13 protein-coding genes are annotated in these 15,972 nt (G+C 41.8%); 10 read left to right on the top strand and 3 right to left on the bottom strand.

Features of this window, described 5'->3' with window-relative positions; translation table 11 throughout:
- Positions 1-347: 347 nt before the first annotated feature.
- The 3 genes from B3S92_RS06780 to glyA all read left to right on the top strand — a co-directional run bounded on the left by B3S92_RS06780 (position 348) and on the right by glyA (position 3,675).
- Complete coding sequence (locus B3S92_RS06780) at positions 348-1,610, top strand: GNAT family N-acetyltransferase (protein WP_296204164.1); 1,263 nt, start codon at positions 348-350, stop codon at positions 1,608-1,610.
- A gap of 27 nt (positions 1,611-1,637) precedes the next feature.
- Positions 1,638-2,108: a chorismate--pyruvate lyase family protein gene (locus tag B3S92_RS06785; protein WP_296204166.1), complete on the top strand. Its 471-nt coding sequence runs from the start codon at positions 1,638-1,640 to the stop codon at positions 2,106-2,108.
- Positions 2,109-2,418: 310 nt separating this feature from the next.
- A complete protein-coding gene (gene glyA, locus B3S92_RS06790; protein ID WP_296204167.1) occupies positions 2,419-3,675 on the top strand; it encodes a serine hydroxymethyltransferase in 1,257 nt (418 codons plus the stop codon).
- Between the two features lie 562 nt (positions 3,676-4,237).
- Here glyA and B3S92_RS06795 read toward each other — a convergent pair.
- Positions 4,238-4,486, bottom strand: a complete 249-nt coding sequence (locus B3S92_RS06795) for a DUF2164 family protein (protein WP_296204169.1) — start codon at positions 4,484-4,486, stop codon at positions 4,238-4,240.
- Positions 4,487-4,682: 196 nt separating this feature from the next.
- On the opposite strand from B3S92_RS06795, the gene B3S92_RS06800 reads away from it, so the two are divergent.
- On the top strand, positions 4,683-5,468 hold the full coding sequence (locus tag B3S92_RS06800) for a type 1 glutamine amidotransferase (RefSeq protein ID WP_296204171.1): 786 nt from the start codon (positions 4,683-4,685) through the stop codon (positions 5,466-5,468).
- Between the two features lie 92 nt (positions 5,469-5,560).
- Positions 5,561-7,369, top strand: coding sequence for an oligoendopeptidase F (gene pepF / locus B3S92_RS06805; RefSeq protein WP_296204172.1), 1,809 nt, complete (start codon positions 5,561-5,563; stop codon positions 7,367-7,369).
- A gap of 113 nt (positions 7,370-7,482) precedes the next feature.
- Here pepF and gltS read toward each other — a convergent pair whose 3' ends face one another.
- Both gltS and B3S92_RS06815 read right to left on the bottom strand, forming a co-directional pair.
- On the bottom strand, positions 7,483-8,757 hold the full coding sequence (gene gltS, locus B3S92_RS06810; protein WP_296204174.1) for a sodium/glutamate symporter: 1,275 nt from the start codon (positions 8,755-8,757) through the stop codon (positions 7,483-7,485).
- A gap of 649 nt (positions 8,758-9,406) precedes the next feature.
- Entirely contained in the window at positions 9,407-10,705 is a 1,299-nt protein-coding gene (locus B3S92_RS06815) for a glutamate-5-semialdehyde dehydrogenase (RefSeq protein ID WP_296204176.1), read from the bottom strand.
- 488 nt (positions 10,706-11,193) lie between these two features.
- Here B3S92_RS06815 and B3S92_RS06820 point away from each other — a divergent pair, with 488 nt between their 5' ends.
- The 5 genes from B3S92_RS06820 to B3S92_RS06840 all read left to right on the top strand — a co-directional run bounded on the left by B3S92_RS06820 (position 11,194) and on the right by B3S92_RS06840 (position 15,850).
- Positions 11,194-11,583, top strand: a complete 390-nt coding sequence (locus B3S92_RS06820; RefSeq protein WP_296204179.1) for a hypothetical protein — start codon at positions 11,194-11,196, stop codon at positions 11,581-11,583.
- A gap of 406 nt (positions 11,584-11,989) precedes the next feature.
- Positions 11,990-12,796, top strand: coding sequence for an ABC transporter ATP-binding protein (locus tag B3S92_RS06825; protein WP_296204182.1), 807 nt, complete (start codon positions 11,990-11,992; stop codon positions 12,794-12,796).
- Between the two features lie 324 nt (positions 12,797-13,120).
- Positions 13,121-13,918, top strand: a complete 798-nt coding sequence (locus tag B3S92_RS06830; RefSeq protein ID WP_095532553.1) for a transporter substrate-binding domain-containing protein — start codon at positions 13,121-13,123, stop codon at positions 13,916-13,918.
- Positions 13,919-13,987: 69 nt separating this feature from the next.
- On the top strand, positions 13,988-14,836 hold the full coding sequence (locus B3S92_RS06835) for an ABC transporter substrate-binding protein (protein WP_296204186.1): 849 nt from the start codon (positions 13,988-13,990) through the stop codon (positions 14,834-14,836).
- 180 nt (positions 14,837-15,016) lie between these two features.
- Positions 15,017-15,850 carry an ABC transporter substrate-binding protein gene (locus tag B3S92_RS06840; protein ID WP_296204188.1) on the top strand — a complete coding sequence of 278 codons (834 nt, stop codon included), beginning with the start codon at positions 15,017-15,019 and terminating at the stop codon, positions 15,848-15,850.
- Positions 15,851-15,972 lie beyond the last annotated feature (122 nt).

Consider the following 15,972-nt stretch of genomic DNA (forward strand, 5'->3'; position numbering starts at 1 on the left):
TACCCTATGTATACGAATTATATTAAGCTAGTAAACTTGTATTTTACCAGTCCTCAGCCTCGATATCATCTATTACCTAAAATAGTTATTTTTAAAAAACCAAATAACCAATAAGATAATCAATAAAAGCCATCTATATCAGTGTAGATGGCTTTTTTATTGTCAATATATCGAGTTCTTTCTGCATTTTATCAAACACCCCGATAGAGGGCAGGGTCAATTATGGGGATGAAAACTATTTTTTCAAATAATAAACGGCTAAAAAAGAGGGCGGGGTTAAAATAGGGTCAGCAAAACGCTGATAATTTGCTACTCTAGGGCAATAATAATCAATTAGATCAAAAACGATGACTTATTCCTACAGCATAACCCAAGATTTACAGTGGCAAAATGAGGCCAAATGGCAGGTGACAGACACCCCCTTTATGTCTTTTGCTTATTGGAAAGCCCTTATTGACAGTGACGCTATTGGTCAGGCTTCTGGCTGGATACCTCTGTATCTACAGATCTATAGACGACCTGTGCAAGCTAAGATAAATGGTGAGCAGTCTCCGACCTTAATCGCAGTCATGCCGTTATTTATTAAAGGTCATCACCAAGGTGAGTATGTATTTGATCATTCTTGGGCGGAGGCTTATGCCCGCTATGGCGTGGATTATTACCCAAGATTGGTAACCAGTGTGCCGTACACCCCAGTGATGGGACAGCGTTTGTGGTTGGCTGAAGGCGAAACTATAGCCCCCGCTATTTGGCAGACGGCCGTTGCAGCTGTGGATGATGTGGCGCAACAAGTGGGGGCGTCAAGTTGGCATGGTTTATTTATTGAAGCTGAGCAGGTTGAAGTCGCTAAGCAGTTGCCTAATCCCTTATTTGAGCATCAATTGTTAGAGCGTCAAGGCTGTCAGTTTTTGTGGCAAAACCAAAAGCTGACGGATATAGAGCCACAAGGTAACCCCAAGCGGTTTGCTGATTTCGATGATTTTTTAAGTACCCTAACTGCTAAAAAAAGAAAAAACATCCGAGCTGAGCGCAAAAAGATAGCCAAGCAGAATATAAGCTGCCGTATAAAGACTGGGCAAGCTATTACTGCTGAAGACTGGGACATATTTTACCAGTGCTATGCCATGACTTACGCTGTGCGGGGTCGTCATCCTTATCTAACCCCAGAATTTTTTGAGCAAATTGCAGACACGATGTCTGAGCAGATTATGTTGGCTCAAGCTATTGATGAGAACGAACAAGTAGTGGCAAGTAGCTTGTTCTTTTATGATGACCCAAATCAAGATAACTCGACCTTATATGGGCGCTATTGGGGCGCCCTAGAAGAATATGACAGCTTGCATTTTGAGCTATGCTATTATCAGGGCATCAAATTTGCTATTGATAAGGGGCTGCATTACTTTGATCCGGGCACGCAGGGCGAGCACAAGCTGATTCGCGGCTTTATACCACAAAAGACGCATTCGCTACACCGAGTTTATGACCCTCGTTTTGAGCCGGCGATTGCTAACTTTTGTCAGCAAGACCGTGACTATATGCAGCAATATCGGCAACAGGCCCATGATGCTCTACCATTTAATATTGAAAATATGCCTCACTTTAAAGGCTAGGCATAATACTTAGTTAAGGGATAAAACATGTCTATACCAGCAGAGGCGCTATATTGGCTGACCTCAGACGGTTCATTAACGGCTCTGTTAGAAGCTAAGGCAGGGCAAGCGTTGAAAGTAGAGCCTACCTTTGAAGGGTATCGGGTGTTAACGTTGGCACAAAAAAAGCAAATAGGTTATCAAGGTGCCCAGTTAAATAGACCGGTTATGGCGTGGGTGCGAGAGTCTTTATTATACGGAAATAGCGAAAAACCTTGGGTGGCAGCGCAAAGCATTTTCCCTCTGGTTAGCCTCAAAGGGGAAGCTAAGCGTTTGCAGTACTTGCAGGGCACTCCCATTGGTTATGTGCTCTTTAAGCGTCAAAACAGCTTGCCCAATAGAAGAGTGATTGACTGCACGGATTTGGGTTGGCGCCGAAGCACCTTCTATAATTGGTATAATAGAGAATTGTTAATCAGTGAAACTTTTTTGGCGGACTTTTTTATAGAAGGGTCTTAATCCCTAGCTGTTTTACTTATAACCTAGATTTTAAACAGCCTATAAGTTAGCTAAACTCACAAAAACATCCGCTTTTTGAGCTGTTTTTTCACTCTAATCGACCGGATTTCATGTTACACTTACCCTCTAATTGTGCAGAGTAGCCCCCTCCTAAAAATACTTCTTTCAAATCTATACGGTAATAGCTGAGTATTGCCTGATTGAGCGGTTAAAATTTAGGATACAGAGTGGTTGGCGGGTTCGGCGCTTGTATTTTTTATATGTCGTATGTGATTTATTAACGTATGTGACTTATTAATAGGATAAAACTATGTTTAAAGATATTAGCATTAAAGACTATGACCCAGACTTGTATCAAGCCATGGTGTCAGAGACCAAGCGTCAAGAGAGCCATATCGAGCTAATCGCTTCAGAAAACTATTGCTCGCCAGCAGTAATGGAAGCGCAAGGCTCTGACCTAACCAACAAATATGCTGAAGGTTATCCTGGCAAGCGCTACTATGGCGGTTGTGAGTTCGTGGATATCGTTGAGCAATTGGCTATTGACCGTGCCAAAGAGTTATTCGGCGCTGAGTATGCCAACGTACAGCCACACGCAGGTAGCCAAGCCAACTCTGCGGTATTCTTGGCCTTACTAGAAGCGGGCGATACTGTGTTAGGCATGAGCCTAGACGCGGGTGGTCACTTAACGCATGGTGCACACGTGAACTTCTCAGGCATCAACTACAACGCAGTTCAGTACGGTCTAGTAGAAGAAACCGGTCTAATTGACTATGATGAAGTTGAGCGTTTGGCCCAAGAGCACAAACCAAAAATGATCATTGCGGGTTTCTCAGCTTACTCACAAGTAGTTGATTGGCAGCGTTTCCGTGATATCGCAGACAGCGTTGGTGCTTATCTATTTGTGGATATGGCACACGTTGCAGGTCTAGTTGCTGCTGGTGTATACCCAAGCCCAGTACCCTTCGCTGACGTAGTAACTACTACCACGCACAAGACCCTACGTGGTCCACGTTCAGGCCTAATCCTATCTCGTGATGACAAACTGGCTAAGAAACTAAATTCAGCGGTATTCCCAGGCAACCAAGGTGGCCCATTGATGCACGCTATCGCTGCTAAAGCGGTATGCTTCAAAGAAGCGCTACAAGACGACTTCAAAACTTACCAGCACCAAGTAGTGAAAAACGCTCAAGCTATGGCCAAAGTTATCCAAGATCGCGGCTATGAAATCATCTCTGGCGGTACTGAAAACCACCTAATGCTAATCAGCTTAGTTAAGCAAGACATGACTGGTAAAGAAGCTGACAAATGGTTGGGTGATGCTGGTATCACTGTGAATAAAAACGCGGTACCAAACGACCCTAAATCTCCATTCGTAACTTCTGGTATCCGTATCGGTACACCAGCAATTACCACTCGCGGTTTCAACGAAGCACAAGCTTCTGACCTAGCGGGCTGGATTTGTGATGTATTAGACAGCCGTGGTGACGAAAAAGTACTAGCAGAAACTCGCGCTAAAGTTGAGAAAATCTGTGCCGAACTTCCTGTTTATGAGCGTAACCAGTAATTAGATTCATCATATAATTTCTAGATAGTTAAAGGGCTAAAAATGAGTTTTTAGCCCTTTTTTAGATAGTTGTGAAGGCTCTCCCATGGCTTAACTTATTGGAAGTAAAGACTATAATGAGAAATATAACTAAGGAATTTAAAATGATTAAGAAATTGGTAATACCAATGGCCCTTGCTTTGCTTTCAACAAGTATTTATGCAGCAAGTTTTTCGTCTACAAGAATTGGAAATACTAGTATTTATTCTAATGGTATTTCATCAACAGATATCGGCAATAATACCATTTATTCAAATGGCTCTTCATCAACCCATATCGGAAATAATACTATTCATTCAAATGGCACCTCATCTACTCGCATCGGTAACAATACCATTAATTCTAATGGTACGTCATCGACACGTATAGGGAATAGTACTCTTCACTCAGATGGAACTACCTGTACTACCGTGTACTCTAGTACTATTTGTAACTAGAAAATAAGCTTTAGTATTATGTATAAAAAAACCGCCTAGCTAAAAGCTAATCGGTTTTTTTATCACTGAAATATAAAATGAAAAAGCTAAGCTTTTTTTAAAACCGACAAATCTTCTAAGATGCCCGTAAATCTATTGTATAGCCAAGGCTCAGCATCGCTAATCGCTTGGTCGTAAATCTTGGGTCCTATTAAATCCACCATAAAGTCTAGCAGAAACTTAGCAGGCAGGTTGCCCATATCCATATCCAGTTCATCTCTCATATAGGCTCGTAACTCATCGAGTAGGACTTCTTCCTCTTCTTTATCTAGCTGCAAAAGCTTTTTATTTTTCATGATTTACTCAGTTAGTGTCTAGAATGATTGATTTAATCTTTTTCAGGTCCTTTATTTGGAGTTCATTAAAGGCTTGATGGGGTATGGTACTATTTATAAGCCACAAGTAGCGTAATGAATAGCAATCGCAATTATTAGAATAAAAGCATCAAAGTAAAGGTATCAAAATAAAAGCATAAAAAATAAAGGACGAAGTATGACTCTACGCATCCACGCCTTATTGCACAACCCTATCAATACTTTAGGCTCTATTGAGGATTGGATAAGGCGCAACGGTCATGAGCTAACCCTTATTCAGTTTGCAGAGGAGTTGGTAGGGGATAACGCTCTGCCGGATCAAGATAGCTTTGACTGGTTGATTGTCATGGGTGGGCCTATGGGGGTTTACGATGTTGATAAATTTCCTTGGCTAAAGATGGAAAAGCAGTTTATAACTGAAGCTATTGAAGCAGGTAAGACGGTCATTGGTATGTGTTTGGGGGCCCAGCTACTCGCTGAAAGTTTGGGTGCCAATGTGGGCAAAATCGATATCAAAGAAATTGGTTGGACACAGTTGAGACTGACCGAACCAGGTAGCCGTCATCCGCTACTAAAGGGAGTGCCCCCTCAATTTACTACCTTTCATTGGCATGGTGATGGTTTTGATTTACCTGATGGCGCTACGTCTCTAGCTACCTCTGATTATTGGCCAAACCAAGGTTTTATTTACCAAACCGAGAACCATAAACAGCTGGGTTCTTGGCTCATGGGCTGGCAATGTCATTTCGAAGTCACACCTGATAGCTTAAAGACTATGATCCATGAGGGTAAAGGTATCTCTGAGCAGGATATGAGGGAGTACCCGAAAAGCGTGCAATCTCCAGCTCATATTTTAGAAAAAACCGGCGAGTTTGCTACTGATAATAATGCCTACTTTGATACGATATTGGATAATTTAGCCTCAAGCTATAAGCTAAAAAATGAAAGTCAGTCAAGATTTTAGCAGTATCTTAAGCAGTTTTGCTGATGCCCATTCTTTAAAAAACCAAGATAATATGAATTTAAAACAATATTTTTAAAAATGAAAGGACCAATATGACTACCCAAGCTTTACCCAAACGCAGCGATGTTCCGACGTATTTAACCTGGGACATGACTGCGCTTTATGCCACACCAGAAGATTTCTACGCAGATTTAGAGCAAGCGGGGCAGCTTGCCAATGAGCTAACCAGCGAGTCGATGCTAAATCTAACTGATGGGGCCAGCATCGTGCGTCTGCTAAAAACTTATGAAGCCTATTTAACTATTTTATCAAAAGCAGGTACCTATGCTGGAGCGCAAAGTGCAGTCGATATGAGTGACAGCGAACTGCAAATCAGAGCCAGAGATTTTGAGTCGCAAGTGGCCAAACTAAACAGCCAAACTGCCATTGTGGAGCAAACCCTAAAGCAGGCCGATGAAGCACTGATTAAGCAAGCAATGACTAAAAACGATAAGTATCGTCCGTTTTTATCAGACTTATTGGCGCAAAAGCCCTATACCTTAAGTCTAGAGTTAGAAACAGCGCTTATCTCGTTATCGCCTGTGCTGGATTTGCCGTATCAAAACTATGAGCAGTGCAAATTGGCCGATATGACTTTCCCAGACTTTGAAGCCAATGGGCAGACTTATCCTTTGAGTTTTTCGACTTTTGAAAATGAATATGAAACCGCGGTCGACACCGAGTTTCGTCGTCAAGCCTTTAAAGCATTCTCAAAACGACTGCGTGAGTCTCAACACACTATTGCCAGCAATTACTTGGCACAAGTCAAAAAAGAGAAAATCATCGCCGATATGCGTGGCTATGATTCAGTATTTGACTATCTGCTACAGGATCAGAAAGTGTCGCGCGAGCAGTATGATGAGCACATCGATACCATTATGCAGCATCTCGCACCACCGATGCGCCGTTATGCCAAGCTGTTACAACAGGTCAATGGCATTGATAAAATGACTTTTGCTGACCTCAAAATACCATTAGATGCTAACTTTGTGGCAAAGGTAAGCATTGATGAGGCAAAAACATATTGCGTAGAAGCATTATCTTTATTAGGTTCGGATTATACCAATATGGTGAAACGCTCTTTTGAGGAGCGTTGGTATGACTTTGCGCAAAACCAAGGTAAGAGTACAGGTGGTTTTTGTGCATCACCCTATGGCGAGCACTCCTATGTGTTGATGTCTTGGACCCAAAACCTAGGCGATGTGTTTACCTTGATTCACGAAATAGGTCACGCTGGACATTTTTATAACGCCGGTCAGTATCAAAACTACTTAAGTTATGAGCCTTCGTTGTATTTTATTGAAGCGCCTTCAACGTGTAATGAGCTGCTACTGGGTTATCATTTATTACAACAAAACACAGAGGACGAGGCGTTTCAGCGTTACGTAGTTTCTTCTTTATTATCCAATACCTATTACCATAACTTTGTAACCCATTATCTTGAAGCCCATTTCCAGCGTGAAGTATATCGTGCGGTGGATGCTGGCAAGAATTTAAGCACTGATGACTTGCATGACATGATGCAAGCAACTCTGCAACAGTTCTGGGGGGAAACCGTAGAGATTGATGAAGATGCTGCCTTAACTTGGATGCGCCAGCCGCATTATTATTTGGGTTTGTACTCTTATACTTATAGTGCTGGCTTGAGTATTGCCACTCAGTTGTTTAAAAAGCTGCGTAATGGTGAAGAGGTGATCGATGATTGGTTGGCGGTATTGCGGGCAGGCGGTAGCAAAACTCCGGCAGAATTGGCTCAAATGATAGGGGTGAATATCAATGATAAAGCCACCTTGATAGACACAATTGGTTTTATTGACGAGCTGGTGAATCAGGCTGTCAGCTTAACTGAACAGTTAAAATAAAAGGATACTTATAGCAGAGGGGGCTGAACAGAAGCCCGGTAGATATAATAAAAAAAGGGCTGGATTATCTAAATAATCCAGCCCTTGTTGCTTTTATTTAAGTCTAATATAGGCTACATAAACGGCAGGTTAACAAATATCTGAAGTACCGTGGCGTTGACGATATCCACGAAGAAGGCACCCACCATAGGCACGATTAAGAATGCCTTTGGAGAAGCTAAGTAGCGGTCAGTTACGGCCTGCATATTGGCAATAGCTGTTGGTGTTGCTCCCATACCAAAGCCACAATGACCCGCTGATAACACCGCCGAATCGTAGTCTTTACCCATGATTCTAAAGGTCACGAAATAGACGTAGAGTACCATCACCAAGGTCTGTACCATTAAGATAATTAGTACCGGACCGGCAAGATCGGTTAACTGCCATAGTTTTAATGACAATAAGGCCATGGCTAAGAATAGACTTAATGAAGCGTTACCAATCACATCGATGGCACGGTCAAACATATGGAAATCAAAGACTGTGGTTAACACGTTACGGATAATTACCCCGCCAGCCAGCGCCCAAACGAATGTTGGCAAATCAAACCAAGTGTCCTTGCCAATCACAGTCATAAAGTCAGCGAAGGCCAATGCAGCTGCAAATAAGGCTAACGACTCAATGGTTGATGAGGCAGTGATTAGACGGATGTTGTCCGGTTTTTCGAAGATCTCTTTGTTTCTATAGGCGTCTTCTTCGTTGTGTTTGGTACTATAAAGCGACTGTTTACTAGCCAGCTTTTCTGTCTCACTAGGGTTTGGGTTAACCGGCTCTGGTTCAACGCCCAATTTATTAATCAGTCGGCGGGCAACAGGACCACCGATAACGCCACCAGCAACCAAGCCATAAGTAGCCACGGCAATGCCTAATGTGGTGGCACCGACTACGCCGTATTGCTCTTCTAAAGTGAGACCCCAAGCGCCGGCGGTACCATGACCACCGGTTAAAGCGATTGACCCAGTGACTAAGCCTAATAAAGGATCAAGGCCTAGCAGGGTGGCCATAGAGACGCCAACGATATCTTGCACCACAATAAATAAGGACACCACAGCAGTGAATGTCAGAAGCGGTGTGCCCCCAGCTTTTAAGCGTCCGAAATCTGCACTTAATCCGATAGAGGCAAAGAACATCAACATACAAGCAGTCTGTAGCTCTTGTTGGAAGATGAAGCTATAGCCCCAGATGATATTTAGGGCATAAACAATGACAGCAGCTACCAAGCCACCTGCCACCGGTTCAGGGATGTTGAAGTCTTCTAAAAACTTCACTTTCTTTACCAAAAAACGCCCCAAGAGTAGGACGAGTGTGGCTAAAATCAAGGTGTAATAGCCATTTAAAGTAACTTCCATGAGTACTCCTTTAATAAGTGTAAAGTCACCTTAATTTGGAGTGAAAAGTTGGGTTACTACATCCCAAATTAAGGGGTACTTAACTGAACTCTAGTTTTTTATAAGGTTATGGTTAAGCCGTTTATAATCGGTCAAATTTCGGCTATATTTCAGGCCGACTGGTGATGCTTATGAATGAATTATCTTTGGCTTAATTTTGAAAATAGAATGCCTGCAGTGCATAGCAACTGAGTATTCTTACAGTAGGCATCATAATGTTAGTAATAACTATAAAACTGAATTTTTTGAGAGTGCCAAACGGGTAGCATTCTGAAAAATTATGCAACTGGCTATGACTAATAGCTTATATAGCTCAGTTTTCGTTATAGGGTGGGACAAGAGTAAAAAAAGGCGCTGATTTGAAGTGGCCTTATCTATGTCCAAATTGAAGGGCTTATCTTACTAAATTTAGCATTTTAAAGCACCCTATATCTGCCCAGATAGCCAAACTTTAAAGTGAGCTAATTTAATCTTGGTCTGATAGAGGAAGCAACTGATTTTAAATACTAAATTAACAGTTAAGAGCGCATAAATAAAAAAACGCCAACCTTAAGGTTGACGTTTTTATTTATTACAACAGCCCTCAATGGCTAGACGTTAGCGAAAGTTTTTAACCTCGCACTTCGCCATGGCCATATACAATCCATTTCTGAGAGGTCAGACCATTTAGACCGACTGGACCACGGGCATGAATTTTATCCGTTGAAATACCAATTTCGGCGCCCAGGCCATACTCAAATCCATCTGCAAAGCGGCTAGAGGCGTTAATCATAACGCTTGATGAGTCCACTTCACGAATAAAGCGCTGTGACTTGCTGTAATTGTCAGTGATAATCACATCAGTGTGGTGGCTACCGTGGGTATTGATGTGAGAGATTGCTTCATCAATTCCCTCGACAATTTTAATGGCTAAGATGGGCGCCAGATACTCTGTGTCCCAATCTTCCTCATTGGCATCATTGAGATGACCTTGCAACTTGGCATTGTCTTGCAAGATGGCTTTGGATTCAGCATCTAAGCGTAGTTGCATAGCGTCATCCGCTTCGATAATGGCTTCGGCAATCTTAGGCAATAAGGTGTCAGCAATGGCCTCATCTACCAATAAGGTTTCCATCGTATTACAGGTGCCATAACGATGGGTTTTGGCATTCACGCTGACTTTAACGGCAATTTCAGGGTCTGCGTCACGATCGATAAAGGTATGACAGTTGCCATCTAAATGCTTAATTACCGGCACGCGAGCATCATTACTGATACGCTCAATCAAGCCTTTACCGCCCCGAGGCACAATCACATCGACAAATTCAGTCATCGTGATTAGCTCACCTACAGCAGCACGGTCGGTAGTTTGTAGCACTTGTACCCCATGCTCGGGGAGTCCGGCTTGTTTTAGGCCGGCCAAAATACACTTAGCAATGGCTTGGTTTGATTCAAAAGCTTCGGAGCCGCCACGCAATATAATGGCATTTCCTGATTTCAATGCTAATGAAGCGGCTTCTAAGGTGACGTTTGGACGAGACTCATAAATCATACCCACGACACCCAAAGGCACTCGCATTTTACCCAGTTGAATCCCTGAAGGACGATAAGTCATGTCGGTCACTTCCCCAATTGGGTCGGGCAAAGCAGCCACATCTTTTAAGCCTTGTAGCATACCTTCAAAACGGTCATCTGTTAGCTCTAAGCGGTCTAGTAGGGCAGCCTCTAAATTGTTTTCATGACCCTTATCCATATCAACTTTATTGGCGGCCAAAATATCAGATTTTGCTTTTTTTAATTGCTCATAAATAGTTAAAAGCGCGTTGTTCTTATCCCCAGTATTGGCAGCAGCTAGCAATCTTGAAGCTTGTCTGGCTTGTTGTCCCACTTGTTGCATATAGCTTTTGACGTCCGTTATGTCTTGTGACATTTATTATTCTCCTAGGATGTGGATTTTAAAAATAAGATTCATTTGCCTATAACATAAAGCAGATATAGACAATAGTAAAGCCAGATATAAGCTTTATAACAATAGGAGAGAATGTAATATTTTAAGCACTAGCTTATATTTTTAGCCTACAATTTTGAGATTAAGGAGTTTAAAACTAAGTAACTTAATTTGAATGAAAAAATATTCATTAGCCTTTGGAAGGCCTATAGCCGATATTCGCAATTACCATAAATCCCAATAAAACAACTATTTATCTAAAGTTTAGCTAACTAAATATATAATTAATTACCAGTGTTTACTACTTAGATTACTTATTCTACATAAATGCTTATAAACCACTACGAAAATTGGCTGAAATAAAAATAGAGAGGAGTAGGATAGGCTATAACAAGCTTTCAACCGAGCTTCGCTTTTATAAGCAAGATTTATTGAAAACTTACTCTAAAAAATTAAATACAGGTAATGATATGAAAAATCTAAAAAAATCAATTTTAGCGCCAGTTTTCGCAGTGGGTCTATTAAGTATGGGGGTTACTGCTTGTGACAATGCAGCCAATGCTCCTGAAGCTGAAGAACCGGTAGAATCAAGTTCAATTGAGACTCAAGATAATGCTGATGCTATGGCAACCGATAGCAATATGGGTACCGTAGAGGAAGGGCATGACATGAATAATATGGAAGATCATGGTATGGGAGAAAACGCTATGCAGGATGAGGGTATGACAAAACCTGAAGGCGATTCGACCCAACCTGACCCTAATGCTTCTGGAGCTGAAGGTGAAGTTGACACTGACATGCTAGATCAAGACCAAATCATCGATGGTACAGAAACAGAAGAGCATATTTCTACTAATTAATTGATTATAGGTTAATGGGTTATAGGCTTCTCAATAAGCCGACTCTTTTAATTAATGAGCTTAATTAACGAGTTTCTTTAATTAAATAGCAGCCCTCTTTATTGCATTATTAAAATAATATGCGGTAGAGAGGGTTTTTATTTTAACAATAATTAATCCCTTTCTGAGCAATTAATTGAGCCGTTTATTTAGCAAAGGTTAAAAGATTAGCAAATTAGTAAAAGTTATCCTGACTAGTAATTTAAAAATATGATAAGTCATAAGCTTAATAGGTAAAAAATTTGCTTATCAACTGGGTTTTAAGAGACAATACGCTATTAAAAATTATCGCTTAGGGTAGTCTACCTATTTTTTGTTATACCCTTTATCTTATTGTTCACAACTATTTCGGACACTAGCCACTGTTATGCCACACTCCACTTCAGATCGACCTATTGCCCTTGATTTGCAAAACATTCATAAAAGCTACGGCTCGCTTGAGGTATTAAAAGGGGTCTCACTCACAGCCTATGATGGCGATGTGATTTCTATTTTGGGATCATCAGGCTCAGGGAAGTCCACTTTATTGCGCTGTATTAATCTTCTAGAGAAGCCCAATCAGGGCACCATTACCCTAGGCGGTGAGTCTTTGGATTTGGTTCCTGGTAAATCAGGTGAGTTAGAAGCCGCTAATCGGGGTCAGCTAGAAAGATTCCGCGCTCGTGTTGGATTTGTTTTCCAAAACTTTAACTTATGGCCGCATAAGACTATTTTACAAAATATTATTGAAGGACCGACTCAGGTCTTAAAAATAGGTAAGGATCAAGCTATAAGAGAAGCTGAGCAACTGTTAAAAAAAGTGGGTCTGCTCGATAAAAAAGATGCTTATCCTGATAACCTATCAGGGGGCCAGCGTCAACGTGTGGCTATCGCTCGTGCTTTGGCCATGAATCCACAAGTATTGTTGTTTGACGAGCCGACTTCAGCCCTAGACCCAGAGCTTGTAAATGAAGTGCTAGCCGTTATGCGTGATTTAGCTGCAGAAGGCCGTACCATGCTTATCGTTACCCATGAAATGCGCTTTGCTCGTGATGTATCGTCGCAAGTAGTGTTCCTCCATCAGGGTGGTATTGAAGAAGCGGGTACCCCAGAACAAATATTCGACAACCCAACCTCACCTCGAGTGCGTGAGTTTATGGCTTCGCACCATGCCGATGCCAATAAGCTTAGTTAGTTATCAATCACTTGCTTGATGAGTTATTAAAAGTTGATTAATAGATGGTGGGTTAATAAGAGTGAGTGTCTATGGGTACTCACTCTTTTTTGTGGGACTGGGTAACAATGTGACAATAAAATGATTTGTTTTTACTCAAACCCTCATGTATTATTTTTGTGTATGTAGATTACACAAACCTTATCGTATATCCCTCATTATCACTATATCTAGTTCAAGGCTTTAATTGGATTTAAAAGGCCACTAATTCGTTTGGTAATATCCATAAAATTTTAGCCCACTTAGTTTTGTATAGGCCACTTTTTGGCTTTGGAGAAAGAAGAAATGTCATTATTTGATATGCAGTTATCGCGCAAGGTTTTCCCAGTACTAGTCATGGCTGGTATGGTAGGGTTAGCAGGTTGTTCACAGTCTGATACCAAGGCAGAGACAGAGGGTGCTACTTCTGTAGAAGGCAAAACGGTTCGTATCGCTACTGAAGGGGCCTACCCTCCATTTAACTACACCAATAATGATGGTAGCTTAGGTGGCTTCGATGTTGACGTTATCAATGCCGTTTGTGATGAAATTAAAGCCAAGTGTGAGATTACCTCTCAAGACTGGGACGGTATTATTCCAGGGCTATTGGCCAATAAATACGATGCCATCATCGCCGGTATGTCTATCACGCCAGAGCGTGCAGCAACTGTCGACTTCAGTGCGCCTTACTTCTCAAACACTATGGTGTGGTTGGCCAAAAAAGATGGTACCTTCAGTCCTGATGACATTACCAATAAAGACTTAGGTAGCCAACGTTCAACCACTTTGGGCGAGTATCTGTTGGCCAATTTTGATAATAAAGAGGGCAACAAAGTTAACTTATATGACACTTATGAGAATGCTTATCTGGATCTAAAGTCAGGTCGTGTAGATGCTGTTTTGGCTGAAAAAGTATCGGCAGCAGACTGGTTGCCTGAGAACCCTGAGTATGCAGTAATTGGTGAAGAGATTGATAATGATGACAATTTAGGGATTGCGTTCCGTAAAAACGATCCTCTAAAAGCTGAGTTCGATAAGGGCATTGAAGCGATTCGTGCTAACGGCAAGCTGGCGGAAATTGAAGCCGCTAACTTTGGTAAATAAGCCCAAGCTATCGTAGTCTTATCAACGAAATTTTTGTTATCAACTATTAGACAAAACTAGGATCACATCATGACAACTGCAATAAAATCAAAAAGTAAATGGGCTGTATTATCTGTGGCTTTATCTGGCTTAATGCTGGCTGCTTGTAACAACAGTAGTGAAGCTCCTGCGGCTAGTGACTCAACAGCTGCTAGCAATGCTGAAGGTACAGAGCAAGCCATCAGAATCGCAACTGAATCAAGCTACAAGCCTTTAAGTTATACCGATGCTGATGGCAAGTTAATTGGCTTTGAGATTGATTTAATCAATGCGCTTTGTGATGAAATGAAAGCTAAGTGTGATGTTACCTCTCAAGAGTGGGATGGCTTAATTCCAGGTCTGCAAGCTAAGAAGTTCGATGCCATTATTGCGGGTATGTCAATCACGCCTGAGCGTCTACAAAAAGTAGACTTCACTGAGCCGTACTTAAGCAACGGTCTTATCTTAGTGGCGAAAAAGGGTGATGAGGTTAGTGTGGCCGATGACTTTAGTGATGTATCTGTGGGAGCTCAGCGCGCTACCATTGCGGCCCAGTACATCGAAGAGACTCACCCAAAAGCCAAACTTAACTTATATGATACCCAAGAAAATGCTTATCTAGATTTAACTTCAGGTCGTATTCGCGCTCTGTTCTCAGATAAAGTGACAGCCGCTTACTGGTTAACCAGCGAAGAAGGCCAAGCTTTTGAACAAAAAGGCGAAGAGTTTAATACGGACGACACCATGGGTATTGCGGTGCGTAAAGGTGATGAATTGGCGGCTAAATTCAATACGGCACTACAAGCTCTAAAAGATAGTGGCAAGTATGATGAAATCTCAGCGCCTTACTTTGGTACCAGCAATACCGCTGCTGCTGCTCAAGCTGCAGCTGCTCAGTAGACTGTTATTAAGTAGGGTTTTGCCAAAATAGCAAGATAACAATTGAACATCACAGCCTAAAGGCAGGTGTTCAGGTTACTGGCTGAAGTCGTAAGTCTTTAAGGAGCTACTTAGTTTTGATAAAGCGGCTAAGGCGATAAGATTTCAGGCCAGGTTTTTTGAATTTATAAGGACATAAGCATGCTTAAAAGCCGAGTAGCACCTAGCAACATATCCCATAGTCGTATCAAAAAAGGGGCTATCACTCTTATTGCCGCATTGTCTGTTTCTGTCTTAGTAACGGGCTGTAATAATACAGATAGCACCAGTGAGACTGCCGCTGAAGGGGCTGATGCAGAGCAAAAAGTACTACGCGTCGCCACTGAGGGGGCCTATGCTCCTTTTAACTATACCGATGCTGAAGGCAACTTAGCGGGCTTTGATGTGGATATCACCAATGCGCTTTGTGAACAGATGCAGCGAAAATGTGAGATCACTGCTCAAGATTGGGAAGGTATTATTCCAGGTCTCAAGGCCAAAAAATATGATGCCATTATCGCTGCGATGTCAGTGACTCCTGAGCGTGCTGAACAAGTGGATTTTACCGAGCCTTATTTCACCAACTCTTTGGTATTTATTGCCACCAAAGCCAGTAGTTTTGATCCTAGCAGTGCCGAGACTATTAATAGTAGTGAGATTGCTGCTCAGCGTTCGACCATTTCCTCACAGTGGTTAGAAAGCAACTATCCAAAAACCAGCATTAAAATGTACGACACATTGAATAATGCCTTTTTGGATTTAGAGTCCAATCGTGTCGATGCCATGATTTCTGATAAATTACCGGCTTTAGAGTGGTTGTCTAAGAACGGCTCAACGTTTGAAATTAAAGGCTCAGAAATTGAAATTGATGATAACTTTGCTATTGCAGTACGCAAGCAAGATGCGTTGAAGCAAGAGATCAATACCGCGTTGGCAGCGATAAAAGCCAACGGCACTTATGACCGTATTAAAGACAAGCATTTCCCAATGCCTTAGTAGAGATAGCACGATATCAACAATTAGCCTCACCACAGAGTGAGGCTTTTTTTATGGAAAGAAAGCTTTGGAATGGCTTTAGGGTTAGGCAGTAGAAATTTTTAATGGCACAGACTTTCGAC

This window comes from Psychrobacter sp. UBA3962, from assembly GCF_002385225.1.
Taxonomy (GTDB): Bacteria; Pseudomonadota; Gammaproteobacteria; order Pseudomonadales; family Moraxellaceae; genus Psychrobacter.